This is a genomic window from Clostridium sp. 19966 (genome assembly GCF_032335695.1).
GTDB lineage: Bacteria > Bacillota > Clostridia > Clostridiales > Clostridiaceae > JACTOJ01.
In genome coordinates this window covers 1-24,034 of record NZ_JACTOJ010000027.1, presented here as the reverse complement: position 1 = coordinate 24,034, position 24,034 = coordinate 1, and the positions used below count along the sequence as shown (strand labels likewise).

The following is a 24,034-nucleotide window of genomic DNA, read 5'->3' as shown; positions in this document are numbered from 1 at the left end:
CTACTATTTAATTTTTGCAATTAACTTACTTTTATTTCTTATACTCTTTTTTAGATTTACTACTATCTATTCAAGGTGTTTAAAATTAGCACTTTTAAATACCTATAATTTTTCGTACACTTTTTTACTGTCGTCTCTTACTTATCTTTATTATTACCAGTAACCATGCGTTTTATACACGGTACTTCCTTAAGGTAGTGAAAAGGAATAGGAATGATAATAACATATTATCGTTAGTATTTTTGATTAACTATAGTGTACAACACTACCATTACTAAGTCAACATGATTTTAAAAGTTTTTTGAGTTTATCGTATAAATAAAAAATTAATTACAAAATTTAGGAGGAAAAATATTATGGTGGAACTACAAAATTACAAGAAAGAAATGCAGGAAAAATATAAAAATGAAATTGATAAATTCAACACAATATTACTAGACGTAAATTCTTTTGCTAGAGGAGAAATTATGTGGGATTTGTTAAAAAGTTCCTTATATGTAGAAAAGGAATTAAAATATTATTTATTCCTAAGGTGGTGGAATGATATAGATGCAGGACATCAATATTTTAGAAATAAAAATATTAAGGTTTGGATAAGGGCTGCTAAATTAAATTTGATTTTTAAAGAACTAAATTTTGATAGTGAAGGGTATGCAACAGTATATAGGGGAGAGAATGAATATTCACGATTTTATGTTGATGATGCAAAAAATAAAAATGTTTATAGTTGGACAACTGATAAGAATATAGCTATGAGGTTTGCAAATGGAGCAAGAGTTAGGTCAAGGGGAAGATTAAACAATATGCAAATATTAATAGGAAAAGTAAAAAAAGATGATATATTAGCTTATCTAACTGACAGAAATGAAAATGAAGTTGTATGCTTTAACGTTATTATAGATGAAATTATTAATTTAGAGGAGGAAAAATAAAATAATGGACTTACAAACACAAATCAATTTACTTACAAAACAAATAATCGAGTTAAAACAACAAACCGCAAAGAACATATTAGGGATAGGTAGAAGGTTAATAATGGTTAAGGAGAGTCTACCACATGGCGAATGGGGGAAATGGCTTGAAGAAAAAGTAGAATTTACAGATAGAACCGCTAGAAAGTTTATGAAAGTCGCCAACGAATTTGATGAGATTGAAGAAATAAAAGGGAAGACGCCTTCCGATTTAGGAATAGAAAAATTATATATACTATCTTCTATAAAACCCAAGGATAGAGAAGAATTTTTAAACAATAATGATATAGAGAATATGTCAACGAGGGAATTACAACTTATTATGAAAAAAGCTAAAAACATACCAGTTAAAGAGAATAAAAACACTAATATTAAGGAATTAATTGAAGATAATACGGTAGGGAACTATGAAGATGATAAATGGGTTAAAACAATACAAATTACAAATGAAATTATCTTGAAAACTGGTGAATTTTACAATGATATAAATAGCACCTTAGAGTTCGATAAATATGAAAGTATGCTATTAAGTAGATATTTAGCAAGAGAGATTACACATTCTGAGTTGAAAAAAATTATAGAAGATAATAATTTAAATATACCATTTTTAAAAAATGAAAATAATTATAGAAAATTTTTAGATGGATTGGATATAAGTAATAGTTATATGCATTATGATGATAACTGCTGCTACTATAATATCTTGGAAACAAAGGATTTATCATGGAAAAACAATGTTGAATTTGCTTGGGAAAAAGATGAAAAAAAGAGACAAAGGCTCTTTAATGAAAATAAAGATTTTGTATTTACTAAGGATAAATATACTATTGCTAGAGGTTTTATTGAAGATACAGAATATATCTGCATCTATAAAGATAAAGAATTATTTGCACATTATTGTGCTGATAAAAATTATAGAAGTAAAATAGAAAAACTATTTAAGTTTTATAAAATAAATAAAAAATATATGGAATTAGTAGACAAGTTTATTAATGCAAAAAATATTGAAAAAGAGAAAGAATTAGAAGAAGCTTACAATAAAGCTGTAAAAGATGCAAAAGCAAAATTCGTAAAAAATGATGAAACATATTTGCTTAGAGAATATGCTAATCAAAGGGATTTTATGCAAGTTTTTAAAGGGTTCAAGCAAGTATCTAAGTATGTTTTTGAAATAGGTATGAATCTGTATAATGTAGATTTTTATAATGTTGTAAGTACAAAAACATATTATAGGGAGCTAGTTAAAAATTCTGACACAGAATTGGTACATATAAAAGAATTCCATGCGGAATTAGAGCAGTTAGCTAAAAAAATAGCAGATAAATATAAAGAATATAATTTTAATAATAATAATTTTTGGGAAGATTTGCTGGGAGATAAAAAGCAAAGAGAAGCTGATTTGGATATTTTTACAGTTGAAGAAAAGAAACTGTTAAAAGAAATTCTAAGCAATGAAAAATTAGCTAAAAAATTATATATATTAGGAGCACAGGAGTACCACCCAGATAAATTTACTGCAAAGCCCAAAAAACAGCAAGAAGAAGCAGAAACAAAAATGAAATTACTAAATGCAATAAAAGATAAAATAAGCGGATAAATTTTGAGAAGCTCTTGCATTTTATAATAGATTCCATAAGCAAATATAGATAGGTGTTAATGTTGCACGAAAAACGTGTACTGGAATTTAATTAATCAAAAAATAATATTGATACCAGTACACAATATACGTGTAACATTAATAGCTGAACTTGTAAAGTTACACGTATTTCGTGCACTGCAAAATTTATGTTACACAATATACGTGCAACATCGCAGTGAATAAATAGGAAACAGTAATAAAGAGGAAAGATATAATAAAGTGAATTTTATGTTACACAAATAAATTTGTGGTAACATGTTTAAAAATTTTTTGGAGGGATGTAACATGTTAAAAATTGAAATGAATTTAAATAAGTCTTTTAGTATTTTAGATAATAATTTATATTTAAATGAATTTTTTTCCAATGCAGCTATAGCTATATATAGTTTACTACAACGCAATTATATATCTGCAAAAGGATTTAGTATTAATAGTATAAATATATTAGCAAATTATCTATATTCTGCAAATAATCGCAGAATCAATGAAAAAATTATAGAGGGAATTAATGAATTAATTGAAAATGAACTTATATTAGTTGCTGATATGCAGTTTAAACCAATAGAAAACATAAGTAATTTAGGATTTAATACTCTATTTTATGTTGGCTTTAATTTGCCTGACACAGAGTATTTTAAAATTATGGACAAGGATTTAGATAACTTATTTTTAGCTTTAAAAGATAAAAAATATAAAAATATAGATAAGCTTAATATATGTAGATTTTATATTGCTTGTTGCAGGGTTTTTAATTGCGATGCTCGTTATGGGTACATAACACAATCTTCTTCTGCTGCTTGTGGGTATAATAGCAGTACAGTAAGCAGATATTTAGGAATTTTACAAGATGTAGGACTTATATATTACAACAACAGCTATCTAACACCTGAAAAGCATTATACAAAAACATATGTAGCTGCTAAGGAATATGAGGATTCAGAAGGAAAAATTATTGATAATAAAAATAGATTTGAAGCGTGTTTAAAGCAAGAAATTGAATGGAATAAGCTGGTACATACAGATAAGGTTAAAAGTAATGCAAGGCGTAGTGCAAGTAAAAAAATTAATAATACTAAAAAGAAAATTGAGGAATTAGAGCAAGCTAATTTATTAGTAGAACTTGCAAAAGCTAAAGAGGAAATAGAACAACTTAAAGCAGAAAAAGAAAAGCTTAAATATAAATCAGACAATGTTGTTAAGGTAGTAACTAAAAAACAAGATAATGGATTTTGGGGAAGTAATCCTAATAAAGATAATAGTAGCAAAAATTCTTGTTTAACTAAACATATAGGTAAAATCAGACCTAAAAACAATATTTATAGTGATAATGCCTATATGGATGAAGTGCTTCGTGATTTGGATGATTATGATGATGGTCTATCTTATTAATTAAAATTAAGGGGGAATAGGATTTATGATTAATAATATAAATACAAATATTTTACAATTAGAAGCTAAGGATATATATAACGGTGTAGAAATTAAAAATGATAATTATAAAAGGTATAAAGCATCATTGGATTATTCTTTGGAAGCTATAAAAATTAATGAAATATCTCCACGCAAAAATGAATTTTTTATGGTCGATAATAAACAATATACCAATGCTGTGATTAGTGTAACTTTTAAGTATAGTGTTAAAGATGTAGACAATAAAACTATTACAAAATCTACCAAACAACTAAGAGAAGAGTTGTATGAGAATGGATTTGATATTACTATAGCTAGTAAAAAGATTCATTATGTTAGATTTAAACGTAGTAGTGGTAGCAGTAGAGTTGGTAAATGTTTGTTTATAAGAGAAGATTTATATAAAAAAATGATGGATTGGAGCTATATGGATATTTGCCATGATGAAGGTGTAGAGATTGATTTAGCAGCTATAGAAGCTTATATAGCACTTACAACTAGCAGTATTATAGATACTATTACAGGCATTAAAAAAGAAAATATATTGATAATTGATGAATACATAAGCAAATTTGAAGATACTGTTATGGCAACTACAGTTGTAAATAATAATGGCACAGATAGATTACATACTCAAAAATCTAAAATAAAGATAGAAAATAATATATGGGATGGACAAGCATTAATGGACAGAAGTGTATTTGGAGATAAGTATGTAAATAAAGGAATGTTGCTTTTAAGAAATAGATTTTTTAAAGGTGCTTGCTTCAACACTAATATTCAGCAGTTTTTCACTTCCGCGGGAATAACAGATGTAAGCCAATTAAATGGATTTACCTTTGCAAAAAATATAGAGGATATAAAATTAATTTGTACTAAAAGTTGTATTAAGTATAGTAAATTTGGCAAAATCCAAAATTGGCTTATGCAAATTGAAGATACTTGGGGTGTTGTAAAATATGATAAACCAACTCATCATCTTATGGGAAAATATGTACAAACACATTACCAATTATTAAATACAGTTAGATTTAATAGGAATGAAACTTTAGAATTTCTTCAGCCATCTATGGATTATCTTTATAAACTGCTTAATGACCCGAGGGTAATGAGAAATCACCTTAAAATGAAAGTAAGTGATAATGAAGATATAGATGATGCTAGTATAAATAGCACTAATGACTTCATGCTCACTATGATGAATTTAAATGATAAATTTACTAAGACACAAATGTATTTAGATTTTAGAGGAGATGTAAGGGATAGTTTTATTAAAAATATAAGAAAAGGTCATATTTTAATAGAGGGAAATTATAGTGTATTATTTGGCAATGGATTAGAAATGCTAAAAGCTACTGTAAAAGATAAAAACAATCCTTTTTACTTTAATGGGAATAGTGTTTTGAGTAAGGGTGAAATACACTGTAAGAATTTTAACTATGGAGTAGAGCTATTAGGTTGTCGTTCACCTCATGTGACTATGGGTAACTTATTTGTAGGTAAAAATGTAGAATGTAAAGCCATAGATAAATATTTTAATCTTAGTAATCAAATTGTTTGTGTAAATTCCTTGCAGGAAAATACATTGGAAAGATTATCAAGTGCCGATTTCGATAGTGACCAAATGCTCATGACAGATAATAAACAGCTAATAGATAAAATTAAAATGAATTATGATAAGTTTTTAGTTCCTACATCTCAGGTTGAAGCTAAAAAACCAAATAGATATAATACTTCAATGGATAAAACGGATTTAGATATAAATACCTCTGTAAATAAGATAGGAGAGATAATAAATTTATCCCAAATTTTAAACACTCAATTTTGGGACAAATTCAACAAAAGTAATGAGTTTGATGAAGAGCTATATGCAAATATTTGCCAGTTGGATGTTATGAGTTGTATTGAAATAGATAAAGCTAAAAAAGAGTTTACAGTAGACAATGCAAAAGAATTAGATATATTAAGATTAAAGTATAAGGTTGTTACTGTATGTAATGCAAATAATAGAATTGCTAGTAAAAAGAAAACAGAATTATATATGGAAATGTTAGCATTACAAGAGGATAAGCAAGATTATAAATATTTTGTAAAAGCTAATGGGTTGGAAGGGTATTATACTAAAACAACAAAGCCTAATTTCATGAAATACACTGGTAATTCAAAAAAGAAAAACTTACTTGAAGAAGCTAATAAAAAAGTAGCTTTTAAAAAGTATAATAGTACAATGTGTTACTTGGAAGATATTATAGATGTAGAATTTAAAAATATAAATGCTAAAAGGATTCAAGAAAAAGATAAAATCACATTTTCAGAAATGTTCCAAAATGAAGTAAAGATATTAACAAGTTTGTGTGATAAAGATAGGGTTAATAATATAATTAAAATTGTTGAGGAATATAAAAATGAAGTTAAGGCAATATGGACAAAAAAAATAACAGATGGGGCAACGGAAGAAGAAATTAAAAAGATAAATAGTCAAAAATATTTAGACGCAGTAGATAAAAAAGCAGAATGTATAAGCAAAATAAGTAAATTAAAAGTAAAATCCGAGGATATAAAAAGCATTATAAAAAAATATGACATTGAATGTAAAGATATAATAAAAGCTAGGAACGAGAAGAAAAAGGAAAAGGGATTAGAGGTTCAAGAAGATAAAAAATATGAAATATTTGGCATTGGTAGATTTTTATTAACTGTATTATTTGCTGCACACAGGTCGGAATTTTTAAGAATTTTTGAAGAGCAAAAAGAAAATATTGAATATCTAAAATATGTTAATAAAGATGGAGATTTCAAACTTTACAACATGGAATATAAAATAGTAAAAAATCCTACCGATGTTTTTCTGAAGCAAGTTATATAGCCATTTCTAAGGTGTAGTTGACACCTTTATAGGAGAGAGAATAAAGAGCAGTAATAAAACTCTCTTGGATATAACTTATACGTATTGGTGTATATCAAGTTGGGGTAGCCAGTAAAATGGTTACTCTAGCGGTATATACTATTAAAAAAAGCCTTTTATTATTATTATTATTATTAATATAAATATATTATGCTCACGTTCGTGGCACGAGTGGGCTACTCTTTTATTTTTTTATTAAACAAAATTTAAAACATCCCATTTAATCATAACATTTTAAAAAGTAAATAGCAATAGTTTTTAAAAAATAAATTCAAAAAATTTTTAGATATTTTTATATGATTTATACATTTTATAAACTACTTATTTAAGCTTTTATTCCTCCTGCAAAAATAGGTAGTTTAATTATTCATCTTTAATTAATTTTATTTTTTAAAAATTGATGCTGCATAGGCGTTAAGTGTAGCATCTTTTTTTATATTTAAACGATTACTATAAAACGTTATAAAATAACGGATTATTAATAAGTGGTTTATAAAATGTATATAGCACCCGTATTTTAAAATTAAAATATGGCTAGTGGATAAAAATTAATCCTATTTTAAATTCAAAAAAAGATAGGAGATTGATAAAAATGAAAGAAAAAACAAGCGGCATTTATTTGATAGAGGACATAGAAACTGGAAATGTATATGTTGGACAAAGTAAGGATATTGCTAGAAGATGGAGCACTCACAGTGCAAATATTAAAAGTGGGAAACATGATTACAAAGAATTGGTTGAAGCTTATGCTCAAGATAGTAAAAGGATTAAGTATAGCATTCTTGAAGAGTGTCCACCAGATAAATTAAAGGAAAGAGAAGATTGGTGGATTAAGTATATCGAAAAAATTGATGAATGGCATATTATAAATAAACAAAGGCATGGTGGAGCTAGTAAAACTGTTAGAGATACTGGTAATATGTGTAAGGCTCAAACAGGCGAAAGCAATGGACATTGCACCAAATTAAATAAAGAAAAGGTTATAGAAATAAAAAAACTAATGGCTGAAGGTGAATATACAGATAAGCATTTAGCGAAAATGTACAATGTTAGTATTAGCTTAATTAATAGTATAAGAAAAGGCACAAGATGGGCATCGGTATATGTGGATTAGTTAATACATATTATTTTTAAAATATTTAGAATAATAAAAGGAAATAATCATCTCCTGTAGAAATATAAGGTAAAACTATAATTTTTATGGGAGATGATTGATTTGAAAGAAAATAAACAATTTCATTGTATAGTTTGTAATCAAGATTATAAAAGATTACACAGCATATCAGAGCATTTAGACTCGGTACCATATGTTATTGATGATACTAAAGGAATATGTGCATATTGCACAAAAAAAGGATATACTATATGTAGTTATGATAAAAAAACTTTTAATCGAACAGAAATAGATTATAGTAAATTTTATATATATAAAGATATATCTGATGCACCAAAGCAATTTTATAAAGCTTTAGAATTTACATTTGAACATAATAATTATGTAAATGGTGAATTTTGCTGTAATAAATGCTTCAATCTAGCATATTGGAAATCTAATGTAGTAGAACAATATTTAAACAAACTAAAAGTTGAAGATTTGTTAGGAGTAAGAGATTTGATGAAGCCATTGCCAGGACAAAAATCTATAAATATACCTAAAATATCAAAAGAAGAAATAGATATTTTAGAAAGATATATTAATTCAAAAATTGATTATATAAAAAATAATTTATAGATAAATGTTTATATAGAGCTTACATAAAGTAGGCTCTTTTGTTATAAGCCAAAAGCAGGAAAATACCTTTTTATGTCGAATATGGATATATTGAGGTGATAAAATGCTTTGGAGAAAAAATCAAGAAGATGAAAGTGAAGAAAATTTAAAATTATTTAATGAATTTATGAAAAAAGATAAAAAAAGTTTAATCGTAAAAAAAATAGAGTTACAGAATGAAGTAAATAAGGAAAAATACAAAGAGTCTGATTTTAATTTTATTTTATCTGTAATGCTAAATATGGGGACTTTTTTAATAACATTTTATATAACATTTTATACAACAATGGCAAAAGATAGACCAGAGACCAAAATGAATTTTTTGAACTTTTTTAATGAAATTTCTGGTTTTATAATTATGTATTTTGTATATATTGGATTAGCCCATGTAGTATGTCTTTGGTATAATCAAAGAAAATATAAGAAAAAATATAAATATATAAAAGAGCTTGAGTATGTAACCAATATATTAGATAACTATGATACATTTCATGATGGAGTAGAATCAAATGAAGAAGAAAAGGCTGCTGAATAGAAAAATTCAAATAATAATATTAAAATAAAAAATATACTTAATATTAATAAAATTAGTGAGTATGCAAAAAGTTGGAAAAAACTTAGAAATGTTGCTTTAGAAATGGCATTGAATTATGAAAAGCTAAATGACGAAGATAAATATATATTAGAAAGTGAGTTAAAGGATAAAATAATTGATATTGATAAAACTGTGTTAATCTCAATAGTTCTTGTATTTTTATCACCATTAATAAATATTATACCAACTTATGTACTGTTAAAAATTATAGCATATGTAGCTTATTGTATATTGTTTTCGCGCTATATTGTTGTTTCAGTTAAAAAATATAGAGTATACAAATTTTATCTTCAAGTAATTAATGATGTAAATACTGGAACAATTACGTTTGTGAATGAAAATAAAAAAGATATTAAGTTTAATACAAAAAAGAAAAATGAAAATATCAAGTAAACGCTGAAAATTTTAAAGGAAAAGGCATCCTAATTTTATAGGGTGTTTTTTTATGCCCAAAATTAATTAAAAATTGGAGGAATTTGATTATGATAAATTTTAATGAAGCTGAGATAAATTATTTTAAGGCTTTTTTTAAGGAATATAAAGAAAGTGAATGCATTAGAGAATGTTTAAAAGACATGAGAATTAATGCAGATTATGTAAGGAAAATGGAAGAAAATATAAATCAAATTAATGAAGATGTGAATAAAATATTCGTAGATTATATAAAAAATATTTTGGGATGCTATTTTGTTATTAAGGGATTGGATGTACTAGAAGATTTGCTTGAAGATGAAATGATTACTGAAGTTGAAGCTGGGATATGCAAGAAGGTTTTTAAAGAATGGTAATGGCGATAGGGTTGTCGCTATAGATTTAATCGAGAGCAAATTTAAAATATAAAATAGGGAGGAATGCTATAATGTATAAAAAGTATATGGCTAGATTAAAAAAGTATGATAATAATGAATTTGTTGGTAATATAAATGATAGTATTAAAAATATTAAAAAGACTATAGTAAAACAGGAAATAAATTTTGTTTACAGAGATATAAGAGATTTAAAGTGGGAATTACAAAATAAAGAAAATTTTACTGAAAAAGAATGGAATGAGATGCTTGAAAAACTAGATACATTGATGGAAGATGTATTAATAATTAAAAATAGCGTGGAGAATATCTAATGTATTTTATGTTAAATAGTGGTATAATATTCCTGTAAGAAGGTGATATTATGTTTTTGTTTAAAAGCTTTAAGCTAGGTAAGCACATTAGAGTTAATACTACAAAAAATGGTATTAGCAGTGTTAGCATTGGTGGCAAGAATGCAAGATTAGGCGTTAATAAAAAAGGTTTATATACAAGTGCAAATAAAGATGGATTTTATGTTAGAGAGCAGTTAACTAATAATAAGCAAAGCAGGAATAATAAAAATAATAACAGTGGTAGTAATGCCAGTAGTGATTTGACTTTATGGCAATTGCTTAAGTTGTGTATTGGATTTTACATATTTATTTTAATTTTAGATGGATTAACATTTAAGAGTGGAATATTATTATATGTGCTTGGTGCATTAGATATATTATTTTTTATAATATGTGGAATTGGAGTTATTGGAAATAAAATAAAAGAGATGAAGAGAACTTAGATTAAATTCTAGGTTCTTTTTTATTTATATGGAAGTTGGAATTAATATGTTAAAAAAATTATGCAGTTATGCAGGATGTAGAGAATTAGTAGACTATGCAGATAAATATTGTAGTAAGCATAGAGTTATAGCAGAAGAGTTACGGAAGCAGAATTATAGAGAGTATAAGGCAAGGCGTGAGGATAAAAAAGAACAAGAATTTTATAATAGTAAAGATTGGATAGCAGTAAGAGATTATGTGCTATCCTTTTATTGTGGGTTGGATTTGTTTGAGTGGTATATAAATAATAATATTGTTGGTGCTGATACTGTTCATCATATTGTAGAGATTAAAGATAATGGTGGTTGGGAACATCGTTTAGATTTTAATAATATGTTTCCTTGCTCTAAAGGTATACACAATGTTATCCATGCTGCTTATAAGCGAGGTGGCAAGAGTAAGCAGGATATGCAAAGGCTATTATTGGAGTTATGTAATAAATTTAAAGTAGAGTATAAATAATTTTTTTAAAGTCAAAGAAAGTGTAAATCAAATAACCCGCGGGGGTATGACAAATTTGTCAAAGCCTTGCAAGAGGTCGCATGTGCCATGTCACGTAAAAATTTTTGATATTTTTCCATCAGGGGGAGTTGAAAATAAAAAAATAGAAAGGTAGGTGATAAAATGCCTAAAATAAAATGTCCTGCTTGGCTTGATTTAGAAGCTAAAAAGGAATGGAAAAGAATTATTAGTGAATTGGAAGTTGATGGAGAAGAATTACAACAAATAGATATTAAAGCATTGGAAGGTTACTGCCAATCTTATGCCAAATGGAAAAATTGTGAAGAAACTTTACAAGAAGAAGGATATACATTTACTACACCTAATGGATATGTTCAGCAACGTCCAGAAATTGCAATTAGTAACAAAGCTTTAGCAGATATGAGAGCATGGGCAAAAGAATTAGGATTTACACCTGCCGCAAGAAGTAGAATGAATAAAAATAATTCCTCTATAAGTGGTGCAAATGATGATGAAGAAATGGAAGACATGGTGATTAAATAATGAATGAAGCTGATAAGTTATTAATTGCTAAAAATGTAGAAGAACAAACTAATTATAATTTAGATGCACTTATAGAAAAATTGAAAAAGAAATGGGATAATGACGAATTTTTTTATGATGAAACTGAGGCAAGAAAATTTTATAAATTTGTAAGTAAACTTCAGCTTGATAAGGGTAAAAAAGGGCAGACCATTAAGCTTTTAAAATTTCAATTTGTCACTTTGACAGAAATATTGTGTGTTAAAAATAAAGAAACTAAATTGAGAAAACACAAGGAATGTTTATTAGATATTGCCCGAAAAAATAGTAAGGGAACTATTACAGCATTAATAATAATTTATTTATATTTTACTGATGCTACGTTTGGAGCCGAGTATATCATCGTGGCAAATGATAAAAAACAGGCAAATAATTTATTTAATACTATAAATTTGATGATTAAAAATAATAAGACTCTTAAAAAGTATGTTAAGATAACAGAATCTACAAAGCAAATGTATAGAAAAGCAACTAATAGTTATTTAAGAGTATTGGCAAATGATGGAACAAACCTTGATAGTTATGCAACTTATATAATGGTGTGTGATGAAGCTCATGAATATAAAAATTCGGATGCCTACACAAAGCTGAGGACTGGTATGGGGCTATGGGATGAACCTCTATGTTTGATTACTACTACTGCATCAAGTGGACAAGACCCTCATAATTTAGAATTTGAATTTTACAATTATGCCAATGATGTAAAACAAGGTAAATATAGTGATAAAAAGTTTTATGCAAATATTTTTGAAGCAAAGAAGGAATGTGATTTGTTAGATGTTAAGGAATGGATAAATGCGAATCCAGCTATAGGAACATTTAGAAAAACAGAAGATTTAGAGGATTTTTTAGTAAAAGCAACTAGAATAAAATCTTTCCAGGCAAAGGCACGTAGGTTATATCTTAATCAGCATGTAGCCTTGGATGGGGAAAATGCTATAAATATGGCTGATTGGAAAGCATGTTTACGAGATGTAGATATAAATAGCTTAAAAGGAATGAAGTGTTGGTGTGGCTTAGATATGGCATTTATAAAGGATATTATTGCTTATGTACAATGTTTTTATGATGAAGATAATAATAAATTTATTATATATCCACATCTATTTACACCCAAAGAAACTCTGTTTGATAGAGCTGAAAGAGATAGCGTGAGATATGATTTATATGCTAAGAATAAAGATTTGCTGTTATTAAATGGATATTATGTTGATAATGAAGAATTGTTTAATTATATCGATGATTTGAATAATAAATATGCTTTTGATACTCAGGAAATTGCATTTGATAGATGGGGTAGTGGTGATATTAGAAGTAGACTTGAGAAGAAATATACGGTATTTTCCTTTGGACAAGGATATAGGGATATGAGTCCTTCCATAAGAGATTTTGAAATAATGATGCTAGATAAAAGATTAGTTATTGCAAATAATCCTTTATTAACATGGATGGCTTCTAATGTTGTAGCAACAGAAGACCCAGCGGGAAATGTAAAGTATGATAAATCAAAAGCTAAGAATAAAATTGATGGTATTATAGCTATGTTAATGGCTTTAAGTAGAGCAATTTATAATAATATAGGTGATACCTATGACCCAATTGCAGCATTAGAACAGATGGGATGGTAATAAATTCAATAAAACATGATAAGAAGGTGAAATATGAACAAATTAAAGGCTAAATTAGCCAGTTTTAAAGCAAAAATAACTATGAAAATACATAAAAAACTTAATAAAATAGCTAAAATAAAGGCTAATACAGTGGCAGATTTGTTTACTATATTAAGCCTTTTTATTATATTTGGAACTACTTTTATGCTAAATAAAGCGGTTGGAATGTATATTTTAGCAGCAGAATTGCTTATTGTCAGCTATTTTATAAGTAAAAAATGATGTGAGGAGGTGAAAAATTGTTTTGGGATAAAATGAAGGATGAAAAAAGAGCAGCGACAATGGATTGGAATACTTTTGTTAATTTAGATTGGAATAGTAACTATATTGGTACTGGTAGCACAGATATGGAGATGAAAGAATCTACATATTTTAAATGTATAAATAGAATTTCTTCCGATGTGGCAAAAGTTCCTCTTTTATTAAAGCAAAGTACCGAAAATGGAGAGGTGTTAGCCACTAAACATTATTTATATAACTTAATTCAAAATCCTAATCCCTTTATGAGTTCAATAGATTTTTTAAAAGCAATTGAAGCTGTACGTCAGCATCGTGGAGTAAGCGGAGCAATTATAAACAGAGATACGAGGGGGAATGTAAATGCTTTATTCCCTGTAGAGATTACAAGATTTGTAATAGATAATGTTGGACTAGCTAAATCTACAATGCAAAATCCAATTTTAGTTTATTATAGGTGTGGTCAAGATGGCAAAGAGTATACTGCATTATATAAAGATGTATTGGTATTTAAAAGTTTTACTATGGATGGAATAATATCTACGGCAGTAAAAGACAATCTTAAGGATACTATTAGTACAAACCAATCGGCGCAAAGTTACCAAGCCGATTTATTTAAAAGTGGTTTAACAGATAAAGTTGTTATACAAACTACGACAGATATTAAAGATAAGAATGAATTGGCTAAAATTAACAATAAGTTTAATATGCTTTGGGATAATGATACCAATAAAAGACTATTTCCAGTTCCCGCTGGCTTTAATTTGCAACCACTCTCTTTAAAACTGAGCGATGCACAATTCGCTGAACTAAGAAAAATGGGGCAAGTTGATATATGTACTAGTATGGGATTAATGCCGTGGCAAGTTGGGATAATGGATGGTTATAATAATAACTCTTTGGAGCAAAGCAATTTAAGTTATTTAAATAATACTTTGCTAATTTTGTTTGAATCCATTGAAGCTGAATTAAATTATAAATTGTTAACGGCACAGGATAGAGCCAATGGTTTTTATTTTAGTTTTGATGAGCAGACATTATTAAGGATGGATAGTAAGACGCAATCAGAAGTTTATACAAGCTATATTCAAAATTCAGTTATGACACCGAATGAAGTTAGATTGAAGCTTGGTATGGTTAAAGCTATAGATGGAGATGATTTATTAGCATCTTCTGGAACTTTAAAAATTAAAGACCTTTATCAGACTGCTAAAGATAATGCTAATGCGAAGGGAGGTGGACAGGTTGGATAATAAAACTGAATATAGAAAAATTGTATTAGATTCTGTTGAAACTAGAGCATTAGAAGATAATGGAATGGTTATTAGTGGATATATAACAAAGTTCAATACTATAAGCCAATTTATGGGATTCTATGAAACTGTAGCACAAGGAGCTTTTGATAAAACATTAGCAGATGGTCATAATATTTGGGGACTATATAATCATGATTTTGACAAGGTTTTAGGTAGTACAAAGACAGGTTCTTTGCAGTTAGAGGTCGATAATGTTGGTCTGAAGTTTACACTAACCCTTAACTCAAATATAAGCTATTCCAATGATGTATACCAATTAGTTAAATCTGGCGAAGTAGAAGGTTGCAGTTTTGGATTTATCTGTAATTCTGATAGCTGGAGTATGCAAGAAGATGGAAGCGACTTAAGAACTTTATTAGATGTAACTCTAATAGAGGTTACAATTACACCTATACCAGCATACCTCGATTCCGAAGCTAATACTAGAAGTTATAACTTACATATAAATGAACTTGAAAAACATAAAAATGATGAAATAAGAAAAAGAAAACTGGAATTAGAACTTGAATTATAGTTCTTTTTTTATATTCAAAATTAATTAATAAAAAATATTAACAAATAATGAAAGTGAGGATTTTTAATATGAATAGTGTAGAAATAAGACAGGCTATGGAAGCTAAAAAGGTAGAAATGAGAAAGTTTTTGGATGAAAACAAGCTCGATGAGGCTGAAAAGGTAAAGACTGAAAAGAGAGAATTAGAAAAGAAGTTAAAAATGACAGAAGAGCTTGAAGCAGAAGAAAAAAGAGATTTAGAAGCACAAGCTGAAAAAGATAATAAAGAAATAGAAGAAAGAAAGGATGTTAAGGAGATGGAAAACACAGAAAAGAAGGACATAACAGCAGAAGAAGCAAGAAGTTTTGCTGCATTTGTTAGAGGAGAAAATAGAGCATTAAGTGCAGGAGATAATGGTGGAATAATACCTACTTCTATTTCAAATAAGATACTTGAAAAGGTTAAGGAATTATCACCTATTTACAATTTAGTAACTGTTTATAACATATCTGGTGATTTAGTGTTGCCAAGATACGATGAAACTAATTCATCTATATCTGCTGCATATATCGACGAATTTACTGAACTTACAGAAGGTACTGGTAAGTTTACTACTATTAAGTTGCAAAGTTTTATAGTTGGTGTACTTGCTAAAGTATCTAAATCTTTAATAAATAAATCTGATTTTGATGTAACAAATTTTGTAATTAATGAAGTTGCAAAGAAGATAGCTCAATTTCTTGAACATGAATTGCTAGTTGGTACTGATGAAAAAATGACAGGTGTATTAGCGGCATCACAAACAATGGATTCTGCTGGAGTAACGATTTCTTTTGATGATATTTTTGACCTTGAAGCTAAGATACCAGACCTTTATTTACCTAATGCTTGCTTTATTATGCATAAGACTACCAGAACAGCATTAAAGAAAATAAAAAATACTCAAGGAGAATATATTCTTCAAAAGGATTTAACATCTCCATCTTCTTATTCTTTGCTTGGACATCCTGTATACACATCTGAAAATATGCCAGTTGTAGCAGCAGGAAATAAAGCAATAGTATTTGGAGATATGAGCGGCTTGGCAATGAAATTAACTTCTAATATACAGACCACTATTTTAACTGAGAAGTATGCTACACAGTATGCAACAGGCGTATGTGCTTATATCGAAGTTGATAGCGATATACAAGACAATCAAAAGTTAGCAGTATTAAAAGTAAAGTCTGCTTAAATGAAGGGTTAAATCCCTTCTATTTTTTAAGTAAAAATTAAAGAAGGGAAGTGATTGCATGACTTTAGAAGATGCTAAAAATTATCTTAGAGTTGATTATAGCGATGATGATATTTATATACAAAGCCTTATTGATACAGTACAAATATATTTGGATAGTTGCTGTGGTATAGCTTATAAAACAGATGTTAAGTTACTGAAATTGGCTGATTTAGCTATGTATAAATTGGTAAACGATATGTATGGTAATAAAAGCCAATATATAGACGGCAATATGCAAAAGGATAAAATAATTGAGAGTATATTTCTTATATTATCTCTTGTGGGTGATGCAGATGCTTAATATTAATGGTTTTAATCAAAGGATTAATATACAGAAAAGAAATATTATAAAGGATAAAGGTGTTCCCATAGATACATGGGATGATTATTATACTTGCTGGTGCTCTGTAAATAGTCTTTACGGCACAGAGCTATATAAAGCTTTGGAAATACAGCTTCAAAACATTATGCAATTTACTGTAAGGTACACCAAAGCCTTAGATAATTTGAATACCAAAGAATATAGGGTAGTTTGGAGCAATAGAAATTTTAATATTATAGCTGTAGATTATTTTAGCTACAATAAGGAAAAGATTGTAATCAAGGCTCAGGAGGTGTTGTAAATGGATATTATACAAACAATTGACACGGTATTATCTAATGTATTAACACCTTTAAATATCCAAAGTTTTTATGGTTGGTATGATTCCAATATAAATGATACTCATGTTACTTTTATACAGTTAAATGATAATGAAACGGATTTTGCAGATGATGAAGCAGAATCTGTTATTTATTATGTGCAAGTTGACATTTGGAGCCACGAAAATGTAGAAGATTTAAAAGTTACAATAAAAAATGCTATGAAAACTATTGAAAATTGCACATATGAACAGGGACAAGATTTTTATGAGCCTGATACAAAATTATTCCATAAGGCTTTAAGGTTTTACATACAGGATGTGATTGAAAGTTGAGTGCTGATTTTGAGGTAGAAGGATTAGAAAGTTTACTAAATAAGCTTGCGAATATGGGCAAAAATGGTGTGAATATACAAGATAATGCGTTGGTAGAAGCTGCACAACCAATATTAACAGATGCTAAAAACACAAAAGCTTTTGAAGACAGAACTGGAAAGCTCAGAGAGAGCTTAAAAATAAGCAAGGTAAAGAAAAACAAAGATGGTAAATTTGTTTGGGTTGGAGATATAGATAAAAAAGCTAATTATAGCTGGTATGTAGAGTATGGAGATAGCAAAAGACTTCCACGACCATTTCTGAAGCCAGCTTATGAAAAAAATAAAGGACAAATATTAGAAAAAATAAAACAAGCTATACAAAATGGCTTAAATGAAGAATAGAAAATAGGAAGGATGATAATTTATGAGTAGACAAATAGGTTTAAAAGATGTTAGTTTTGCAAAAATGTTAACTGATGTTTTAGCAGGTGCTACATATGATACGGTAAAAAAATATGAGAGGACATTATCTGCCAAGATAACTCCTAAATCAGATACAGAAACAGAATATTCAGATGATAATGTTGAAGATATAGTATCTCAATTTACAAGTGTAGATGTAGAAATAGAATTAAATCAATTATCGTTGGAAACTAGAGCATTTCTACAGGGTTCAAAAGTTGTAAATGGCATTTTGATTGAAAATAAAGACGATATTGCTCCATATGTTTATATGGCATTTCGTTCTAAGAAAGCTAATGGAAAATATAGATATGTGGCATTATTCAAAGGTAAATTTGAATTAACAGCAGATAACTTTGAAACACAGGCAGACAAAGTAAAATCTCAGACTGCAACCATAAAAGGTACATTTATGGCTAGAGATTTTGACGGAAACTGGAGACTTATAGGAGATGAAGATGCTAATGTTACAGATGTAACTGCATTAGCTAGTTGGTTAACTACAGTACCAACTATACCAGTAGCACAGCCATAGAGTAGGTTTTCCCTACTCTATATTTTAATAAAAATATAATTTGGAGGATGATAATATGGCTAATATTAAGGCTAAAGATTTAAAGAAAGCAAGTTTTGAAACATTTAAGTTAGGAAATAAAGAATATAAAATTGATATAGATTTTAATGTTTTTAGTGAAATGGAAGAAATATATGGTGATGATGCAAATATGCCAAAAATCCTTGATGATTTGGCAAATACAAAAGTAAAAGCCATAAGAGCATTAATATACGGAATTGTAAGGCAAGAGGACGAAAATATAACTCTTAAGCAAGTCGGTAAAATGATGAATAAAGAGTTTTTGAATGATATTGTTGGAAAACTTGGTAAAGCATTATTTGATACAATGCCTGAAAAAAAAGATGATGAAACAGAAAATTTGGGGGAATAGAAAGCCAAGCTGAATCTGATAATTGGGATTGGGCTTGGCTTTTGTATATATGGACTACTTTATTAGGATTTTCTGAAGAAAGTTTTTGGAAATCTACCCCTAAAAAATTGAACGCATTATACGAGATACATTGTGAAGTCAACGGAATAAAAAATGAAGAAGAAAAAGGCTATATAGACGATATTATTTTCTAGAAAGTGAGGTGAGAGTATGGCAGGAAATGAAGAATTGCAAGGTATGACCGTAAAGGTTGGAATAACTGATGATTTATTCACACAGGGCATAGGCAGAATTAATAAAGCTATGGGGTTATTACAAAGTGAATTTAAAGCATCTTCTGCAAGTATAAAAGGTTTTGGCAGCGATACAGATGGATTGAAAAATAAATCTGAGTATCTTAACAAAGCAATCGAATTGCAAAAAGCTAAAATACAGCAGTTACAAGATGGGTATTTAAAGGCTAAAACTGAAACTGGAGAATTTAGTAATGCGACTCAAAGCGCAGGAACTAAAGTTAATAATGCAGTAGCTTATTTAGCTAAAATGCAAAGCGAATTAAAAAATGTAGATACTGAATTAGCTAAAACAAGTAATGAAAGTAAAAAGATAGATTTTAAAAATGCTTTTGAGAAGGCTGGCACGAGCGTTGATAATACTAAAAATAAAATACTTAATGTTAAAAATGCTATAGTTGGATTTAGTGCAGCATTAGCTGGTGGATTTGGATTGGTAAAGTTTACAGAAAGTGCTATAGAAGCAGGAGATAAAGCTTATTTACTAAGTCAAAAAATGCATTTAAGTACAGCTGAGGCTACGCAATTAAATAGGATATTAAGTATTACAGGCACTGATGCAAAGCCTTTGATAAGTACAATAACTAATTTGGATAAATCTATTGGTAAAGCTGGTGATTCTGAGGATAAGAGTAATCAAAAAATTGAAGAAGCAATCCAAAAAAATAATGAAAAAATAGCTACATTAGAAAAAACAAAAAAAGTTACTGATGATGTAAAAAAGAAAATTGAGGATTTAAAAAAAGAAAATGATGAATACTCTTCTAAATTAAAAGAAAGTGATGAAGCTGTAGGAGCAAATACAGCAACTTTGCAGAAATATGGAATTACCTTAACAGATTCTCAAGGAAAGTTTCTTCCTATAAATGAACAATTACAAAGATTAAGTGATGCTTATAAAAAAGCCGCTGATTCAGGAAATGATGAAGCTTTCGTTGCGGATGTTCTAGGGGCAAAAGGTGCTCAGTTAGTTCCGCTATTAGAGCAGTATACAGAAGCGAAGGAAGAAGCCAGTAAAGTAAAAGGCATTGGGATAGACCCCGCACAGGCACATGAAACAGAAGAACAATTAAAAGTGTTAAAAATGCAAGTGGCTGCTACTGGTGGAGTAATGGCAAAATCATTAATTCCACTGGTTCAACAGATTTTACCTCCGCTTATTCAGTTATTTCAAGACCTCACTGTACAAATTAAAGAACATAAAACACAAATAGATAAATTTATTCAAAGTTCAATTCAAGTAGGTAAGGAACTAGGCTCAGTTTTTATGCCAATAGTAAAGGACTTGTTCAATTTTATTGCAAATCATGGCGAAGCAACTAAAAATATAATACTTGGCATAGGAATTGCTTGGGGTACTTTAAGCGGAGTAAAAGGCACTATAAACGGTATTACAACAGCTATGGACACATACAACAAAGCGACTACAATAGCTAAGAAAGCACAGGAAGTGTTTGGCTCAGGACTAGACACCTTGAAAATAAAAGCTATGTACATGGGAGATGGCATAAAAAAAGCAGCTACAGCTGTACTTGACTTTGGAAAACGAATAGGCGAAGCCGTTATAAATGTGGCAAGAATGACACTGGAACTAGGCAGGCAAGCATTAGCATGGATAGCTACAAAGATACAGATAGTTGCTACAACCATAGCAGAAGGTGCTTTAACATTAGCGCAGGCTGCCTTAAATTTAGTTATGAGCATGAACCCTATAACATTAATTATTATTGGTATTACTGCTTTAGTTGGTGCTTTTATATTAGCTTATAACAAAGTTGGATGGTTTAGAGATGGCGTTAATGAAGCGTTTAATAAAGTTAAAGAAACAGCTCTATGGATATTTAATGGTATTAAAGATTTTCTGAGTAAATGGGGATTGGATATTTTAACGGTGTTTGTTCCATTTCTAGGTATTCCGCTTCAGATTATTACACACTGGAATCAAATTAAGGAGTTCTTTGGAAACTTATGGAGTTGGATAAGAGAAAAAGTGTCCAGTATGTTCAATGTCCATATTCCATTGCCTCATTTTAAAATGACTGGCGAATTTTCTCTAGTACCTCCAAGTATGCCGAGCATAGGAGTAGATTGGTACGCTAAAGGTGGTATATTTAATAAACCAAGCGTAATTGGTGTAGGTGAAGCTGGTCGAGAGGCTGTAATGCCACTTGAAAATAATACAGGATGGATTGATGAGTTGGCAGGGAAATTAAGCAATAAGATTGGTATAGGTGGAGATTTAAACCTTACAATAGAAATGCCTATGGATGGACAAATAATAGCTAAAAAGACATTTAAATATACCCAAAAGGAATTGTTAAATGCTACTAGAGCTAATAATTTAAGCAGAGGAGGTAGATAGAATATGAAATACTTTTGCTTAATAGATGATATATCCTGCCTAGATTTAGGCTTAAAAATAGTTAATAGAGTAAATATACCAGTTGTACAAAGGGACACAGAAACTATAGATATAGAGGGCAGGAATGGAAGTTTAATAAGAGATAAAGGGCGGTGGGTAGACAAAGAAATAACTATCGCTTTTAATTTTGTAAATAGAGATAACTTTACCCAGCAATGCAGGCTAATTAGTAAGTGGCTAAGAGGAAATAAATTAAAATTTAGTGACGATATAGACGTTTTCTATAAAATTAAAAAAATTGAATGTGATGATATAGCTAGGAGCATGAAGTATAAAGGTAGCTTTAATGTTAAATTTACTGTAGACCCATTCGGATGGCTGGAGGATGGCTTAAACCCTATAATTTTAACTAATAGTCCAAGTGCACTTTTAAACCTCGGAACATGGGAAAGCAAGCCTATCATAAAAGTTTACGGTACTGGCAATATAACCTTATTTGTAAATTCTACAGAGATAGATTTAGCCAATGTAGACAGCTATATAATTATAGATTCTACTATAATGGATTGCTACAAAGACGGCTTTAATTGTAATAAGCAGATGAGCGGAGAGTTTCCAGTGCTTCAGGAGGGACAAAATTCTATAATATGGACAGGAAACGTAAGTAAAATAGAAATTACACCTAATTGGGTGTATTTGTAGGAGGTGAAATGATGCAGTATATAAAAAGAATTAATCTAGATATAGACAAGAATGTTAATGTGACTATAGATGCTAAGCAGAATGATACTAAGAGTAGATTTACAGAGTTCACTTTGTATAGCAATTCGGTGATTATGGACTTAACTAACCATACGGTTAAAATATTTGCAGTTAAAGCAGATAACAAGCTTATATTCAACAATGTAACGGTAGAAGATGCCGTAAATGGTAAGGTGCTTGTAGAACTTACTAGCCAAGCTTTAGCGGTAGTGGGGGCTTTAGAATGTGAACTTGCAATATACGGAAGTGATAGCAGCATATTAACCACTAAGACATTTACAGTTAATGTGTTAGAAGGTATTAGAAATGATAGTGCTATCCAAAGCACAAATGAATTCACTGCTTTATCTTCTGCTTTATCACAGACACAAAATTGGAATGACCAATTTACAAGCATATATCCTAACTTAGACCAAAAGTATAGCACTAGATTAAATGCTTTGGAGAGTATGCAGATTGGTTGCAGAAATTTAATACAAAATAGTGGATTTGAATATAGTGCTCCAGTTTGGTGGGGAACTGCTAATGGTGCAAAATCTACTGTAGACAATACTGTAAGCAAGGAAGGCATTTACTCACTTAAAATAGATACAACAAGCTACACAAATAGTTCAACTGGATTTTATGGCAATCTTCCTACTGTTAGTGGGAAAAAATATACTATTAGCGGCTGGATATATTCTCAAACTGCCATAAGTGCTATGGCTATAAATATAGCTAGAAGCGATTGGACAGTACAAACCTATGGAGCCTCAGATATACCAGCAGGAGTATGGACATATTTTTCTCAAACCTTTGTAGCTTCAGCAAGCTATTTAAGAATAGAAATATTTAAACTAAATGCAGTATATTGGGTAGACAATTTGAAGATGGAAGAAGGGGACAAAGCTACTACATGGAGTCCTGCGCCAGAAGATTCATTTAACTATACTGATAATGTGCAGATTGGTGTAAGAAATTATATAGTTGGTTCAGATTTTATTCAGCTAAATTCCGCCTATGCTGCAAGAGGTGGATACAGTATTGCAATAGACTCTAGTTCAACAGTAAGGTCATATAACTCTTTAAGAATAACGGCAACTACCGCAGGAGCGACTGGAATAAATGATTGGTATACCTATTTAACTGCTAGAGGATTATCCGCTGGAGCAACTTTTACATTAACTGTTTATGTAAAATCTCAAAACGGTTCAAATGTAAGCTTTCGTATCGGCGCGGGCTCATCATCTAATACAGTTACTCAAAAATTAGCACCCATTACATGGACAAGAGTTAATATCCAACTTACATTAGCAACA

The 24,034-nt window shown here is 29.2% G+C and carries 28 protein-coding genes; all 28 read left to right on the top strand.

The window, feature by feature from the left end; genetic code table 11:
• Positions 1-356 precede the first annotated feature (356 nt).
• Complete coding sequence (locus IAI10_RS20425) at positions 357-932, top strand: hypothetical protein (protein WP_315675161.1); 576 nt, start codon at positions 357-359, stop codon at positions 930-932.
• Between the two features lie 4 nt (positions 933-936).
• Positions 937-2,568 (top strand): DUF3102 domain-containing protein, encoded by a 1,632-nt coding sequence (locus IAI10_RS20420; protein ID WP_315675160.1) that lies wholly within the window; start codon positions 937-939, stop codon positions 2,566-2,568.
• A 327-nt stretch (positions 2,569-2,895) separates the two neighbouring features.
• On the top strand, positions 2,896-3,999 hold the full coding sequence (locus IAI10_RS20415) for a hypothetical protein (protein WP_315675159.1): 1,104 nt from the start codon (positions 2,896-2,898) through the stop codon (positions 3,997-3,999).
• Positions 4,000-4,024: 25 nt separating this feature from the next.
• Positions 4,025-6,886, top strand: coding sequence for a hypothetical protein (locus IAI10_RS20410; RefSeq protein WP_315675158.1), 2,862 nt, complete (start codon positions 4,025-4,027; stop codon positions 6,884-6,886).
• A gap of 631 nt (positions 6,887-7,517) precedes the next feature.
• A complete protein-coding gene (locus IAI10_RS20405) occupies positions 7,518-8,039 on the top strand; it encodes a GIY-YIG nuclease family protein (RefSeq protein WP_315675157.1) in 522 nt (173 codons plus the stop codon).
• Positions 8,040-8,141: 102 nt separating this feature from the next.
• Positions 8,142-8,657, top strand: a complete 516-nt coding sequence (locus tag IAI10_RS20400; protein ID WP_315675156.1) for a hypothetical protein — start codon at positions 8,142-8,144, stop codon at positions 8,655-8,657.
• A 103-nt stretch (positions 8,658-8,760) separates the two neighbouring features.
• Positions 8,761-9,231 (top strand): hypothetical protein, encoded by a 471-nt coding sequence (locus tag IAI10_RS20395; protein ID WP_315675155.1) that lies wholly within the window; start codon positions 8,761-8,763, stop codon positions 9,229-9,231.
• Between the two features lie 102 nt (positions 9,232-9,333).
• Positions 9,334-9,684, top strand: coding sequence for a hypothetical protein (locus IAI10_RS20390; protein ID WP_315675154.1), 351 nt, complete (start codon positions 9,334-9,336; stop codon positions 9,682-9,684).
• A gap of 89 nt (positions 9,685-9,773) precedes the next feature.
• Entirely contained in the window at positions 9,774-10,079 is a 306-nt protein-coding gene (locus tag IAI10_RS20385; RefSeq protein ID WP_315675153.1) for a hypothetical protein, read from the top strand.
• A 71-nt stretch (positions 10,080-10,150) separates the two neighbouring features.
• A complete protein-coding gene (locus tag IAI10_RS20380) occupies positions 10,151-10,411 on the top strand; it encodes a hypothetical protein (RefSeq protein WP_315675152.1) in 261 nt (86 codons plus the stop codon).
• 50 nt (positions 10,412-10,461) lie between these two features.
• Positions 10,462-10,875, top strand: a complete 414-nt coding sequence (locus tag IAI10_RS20375; protein ID WP_315675151.1) for a DUF4236 domain-containing protein — start codon at positions 10,462-10,464, stop codon at positions 10,873-10,875.
• A gap of 46 nt (positions 10,876-10,921) precedes the next feature.
• On the top strand, positions 10,922-11,377 hold the full coding sequence (locus IAI10_RS20370; protein ID WP_315675150.1) for an HNH endonuclease: 456 nt from the start codon (positions 10,922-10,924) through the stop codon (positions 11,375-11,377).
• A gap of 162 nt (positions 11,378-11,539) precedes the next feature.
• Positions 11,540-11,920, top strand: a complete 381-nt coding sequence (locus IAI10_RS20365; RefSeq protein ID WP_315675149.1) for a phage terminase small subunit P27 family — start codon at positions 11,540-11,542, stop codon at positions 11,918-11,920.
• Positions 11,920-13,587 carry a terminase TerL endonuclease subunit gene (locus IAI10_RS20360; protein ID WP_315675148.1) on the top strand — a complete coding sequence of 556 codons (1,668 nt, stop codon included), beginning with the start codon at positions 11,920-11,922 and terminating at the stop codon, positions 13,585-13,587. The genes IAI10_RS20365 and IAI10_RS20360 overlap by 1 nt, the downstream gene beginning before the upstream one ends.
• A 33-nt stretch (positions 13,588-13,620) precedes the next feature.
• A complete protein-coding gene (locus IAI10_RS20355; RefSeq protein WP_315675147.1) occupies positions 13,621-13,851 on the top strand; it encodes a hypothetical protein in 231 nt (76 codons plus the stop codon).
• Between the two features lie 17 nt (positions 13,852-13,868).
• Positions 13,869-15,119, top strand: a complete 1,251-nt coding sequence (locus tag IAI10_RS20350; RefSeq protein ID WP_315675146.1) for a phage portal protein — start codon at positions 13,869-13,871, stop codon at positions 15,117-15,119.
• Complete coding sequence (locus tag IAI10_RS20345; RefSeq protein WP_315675191.1) at positions 15,103-15,696, top strand: HK97 family phage prohead protease; 594 nt, start codon at positions 15,103-15,105, stop codon at positions 15,694-15,696. The genes IAI10_RS20350 and IAI10_RS20345 overlap by 17 nt, the downstream gene beginning before the upstream one ends.
• A 68-nt stretch (positions 15,697-15,764) precedes the next feature.
• Positions 15,765-16,910: a phage major capsid protein gene (locus IAI10_RS20340; protein ID WP_315675145.1), complete on the top strand. Its 1,146-nt coding sequence runs from the start codon at positions 15,765-15,767 to the stop codon at positions 16,908-16,910.
• A gap of 58 nt (positions 16,911-16,968) precedes the next feature.
• Complete coding sequence (locus IAI10_RS20335) at positions 16,969-17,253, top strand: head-tail connector protein (protein WP_315675144.1); 285 nt, start codon at positions 16,969-16,971, stop codon at positions 17,251-17,253.
• The gene (locus IAI10_RS20330) at positions 17,246-17,575 is read left to right on the top strand and encodes a phage head closure protein (protein WP_315675143.1); all 330 of its coding nucleotides are present in this window, start codon (positions 17,246-17,248) and stop codon (positions 17,573-17,575) included. The genes IAI10_RS20335 and IAI10_RS20330 overlap by 8 nt, the downstream gene beginning before the upstream one ends.
• The gene (locus IAI10_RS20325; protein ID WP_315675142.1) at positions 17,576-17,929 is read left to right on the top strand and encodes a hypothetical protein; all 354 of its coding nucleotides are present in this window, start codon (positions 17,576-17,578) and stop codon (positions 17,927-17,929) included.
• The gene (locus IAI10_RS20320) at positions 17,926-18,312 is read left to right on the top strand and encodes an HK97-gp10 family putative phage morphogenesis protein (protein WP_315675141.1); all 387 of its coding nucleotides are present in this window, start codon (positions 17,926-17,928) and stop codon (positions 18,310-18,312) included. Before IAI10_RS20325 ends, IAI10_RS20320 begins: the two co-directional genes overlap by 4 nt.
• Positions 18,313-18,334: 22 nt before the next feature.
• Positions 18,335-18,907, top strand: a complete 573-nt coding sequence (locus tag IAI10_RS20315; protein WP_315675140.1) for a major tail protein — start codon at positions 18,335-18,337, stop codon at positions 18,905-18,907.
• A gap of 55 nt (positions 18,908-18,962) precedes the next feature.
• On the top strand, positions 18,963-19,319 hold the full coding sequence (locus IAI10_RS20310) for a hypothetical protein (protein WP_315675139.1): 357 nt from the start codon (positions 18,963-18,965) through the stop codon (positions 19,317-19,319).
• A 41-nt stretch (positions 19,320-19,360) separates the two neighbouring features.
• Complete coding sequence (locus tag IAI10_RS20305) at positions 19,361-19,513, top strand: hypothetical protein (RefSeq protein ID WP_315675138.1); 153 nt, start codon at positions 19,361-19,363, stop codon at positions 19,511-19,513.
• A 16-nt stretch (positions 19,514-19,529) separates the two neighbouring features.
• Entirely contained in the window at positions 19,530-21,974 is a 2,445-nt protein-coding gene (locus IAI10_RS20300; protein ID WP_315675137.1) for a hypothetical protein, read from the top strand.
• A gap of 3 nt (positions 21,975-21,977) precedes the next feature.
• Positions 21,978-22,676, top strand: coding sequence for a distal tail protein Dit (locus IAI10_RS20295; protein WP_315675136.1), 699 nt, complete (start codon positions 21,978-21,980; stop codon positions 22,674-22,676).
• A gap of 11 nt (positions 22,677-22,687) precedes the next feature.
• On the top strand, positions 22,688-24,034 hold a 1,347-nt coding region (locus IAI10_RS20290), incomplete at its 3' end, for a BppU family phage baseplate upper protein (protein WP_315675135.1).

What these genes read in the sequence shown, in the direction of transcription:
- IAI10_RS20370 (WP_315675150.1), top strand. Translation starts at nt 10,922, where the DNA reads ATGTTAAAAAAATTATGCAGTTATGCAGGATGTAGAGAATTAGTAGAC.
- IAI10_RS20360 (WP_315675148.1), top strand. Translation starts at nt 11,920, where the DNA reads ATGAATGAAGCTGATAAGTTATTAATTGCTAAAAATGTAGAAGAACAA.
- IAI10_RS20375 (WP_315675151.1), top strand. Translation starts at nt 10,462, where the DNA reads ATGTTTTTGTTTAAAAGCTTTAAGCTAGGTAAGCACATTAGAGTTAAT.
- IAI10_RS20385 (WP_315675153.1), top strand. Translation starts at nt 9,774, where the DNA reads ATGATAAATTTTAATGAAGCTGAGATAAATTATTTTAAGGCTTTTTTT.
- IAI10_RS20420 (WP_315675160.1), top strand. Translation starts at nt 937, where the DNA reads ATGGACTTACAAACACAAATCAATTTACTTACAAAACAAATAATCGAG.
- IAI10_RS20365 (WP_315675149.1), top strand. Translation starts at nt 11,540, where the DNA reads ATGCCTAAAATAAAATGTCCTGCTTGGCTTGATTTAGAAGCTAAAAAG.
- IAI10_RS20340 (WP_315675145.1), top strand. Translation starts at nt 15,765, where the DNA reads ATGAATAGTGTAGAAATAAGACAGGCTATGGAAGCTAAAAAGGTAGAA.
- IAI10_RS20335 (WP_315675144.1), top strand. Translation starts at nt 16,969, where the DNA reads ATGACTTTAGAAGATGCTAAAAATTATCTTAGAGTTGATTATAGCGAT.
- IAI10_RS20355 (WP_315675147.1), top strand. Translation starts at nt 13,621, where the DNA reads ATGAACAAATTAAAGGCTAAATTAGCCAGTTTTAAAGCAAAAATAACT.
- IAI10_RS20325 (WP_315675142.1), top strand. Translation starts at nt 17,576, where the DNA reads ATGGATATTATACAAACAATTGACACGGTATTATCTAATGTATTAACA.
- IAI10_RS20330 (WP_315675143.1), top strand. Translation starts at nt 17,246, where the DNA reads ATGCTTAATATTAATGGTTTTAATCAAAGGATTAATATACAGAAAAGA.
- IAI10_RS20405 (WP_315675157.1), top strand. Translation starts at nt 7,518, where the DNA reads ATGAAAGAAAAAACAAGCGGCATTTATTTGATAGAGGACATAGAAACT.
- IAI10_RS20380 (WP_315675152.1), top strand. Translation starts at nt 10,151, where the DNA reads ATGTATAAAAAGTATATGGCTAGATTAAAAAAGTATGATAATAATGAA.
- IAI10_RS20425 (WP_315675161.1), top strand. Translation starts at nt 357, where the DNA reads ATGGTGGAACTACAAAATTACAAGAAAGAAATGCAGGAAAAATATAAA.
- IAI10_RS20310 (WP_315675139.1), top strand. Translation starts at nt 18,963, where the DNA reads ATGGCTAATATTAAGGCTAAAGATTTAAAGAAAGCAAGTTTTGAAACA.
- IAI10_RS20410 (WP_315675158.1), top strand. Translation starts at nt 4,025, where the DNA reads ATGATTAATAATATAAATACAAATATTTTACAATTAGAAGCTAAGGAT.
- IAI10_RS20390 (WP_315675154.1), top strand. Translation starts at nt 9,334, where the DNA reads ATGGCATTGAATTATGAAAAGCTAAATGACGAAGATAAATATATATTA.
- IAI10_RS20300 (WP_315675137.1), top strand. Translation starts at nt 19,530, where the DNA reads ATGGCAGGAAATGAAGAATTGCAAGGTATGACCGTAAAGGTTGGAATA.
- IAI10_RS20315 (WP_315675140.1), top strand. Translation starts at nt 18,335, where the DNA reads ATGAGTAGACAAATAGGTTTAAAAGATGTTAGTTTTGCAAAAATGTTA.
- IAI10_RS20295 (WP_315675136.1), top strand. Translation starts at nt 21,978, where the DNA reads ATGAAATACTTTTGCTTAATAGATGATATATCCTGCCTAGATTTAGGC.
- IAI10_RS20395 (WP_315675155.1), top strand. Translation starts at nt 8,761, where the DNA reads ATGCTTTGGAGAAAAAATCAAGAAGATGAAAGTGAAGAAAATTTAAAA.
- IAI10_RS20415 (WP_315675159.1), top strand. Translation starts at nt 2,896, where the DNA reads ATGTTAAAAATTGAAATGAATTTAAATAAGTCTTTTAGTATTTTAGAT.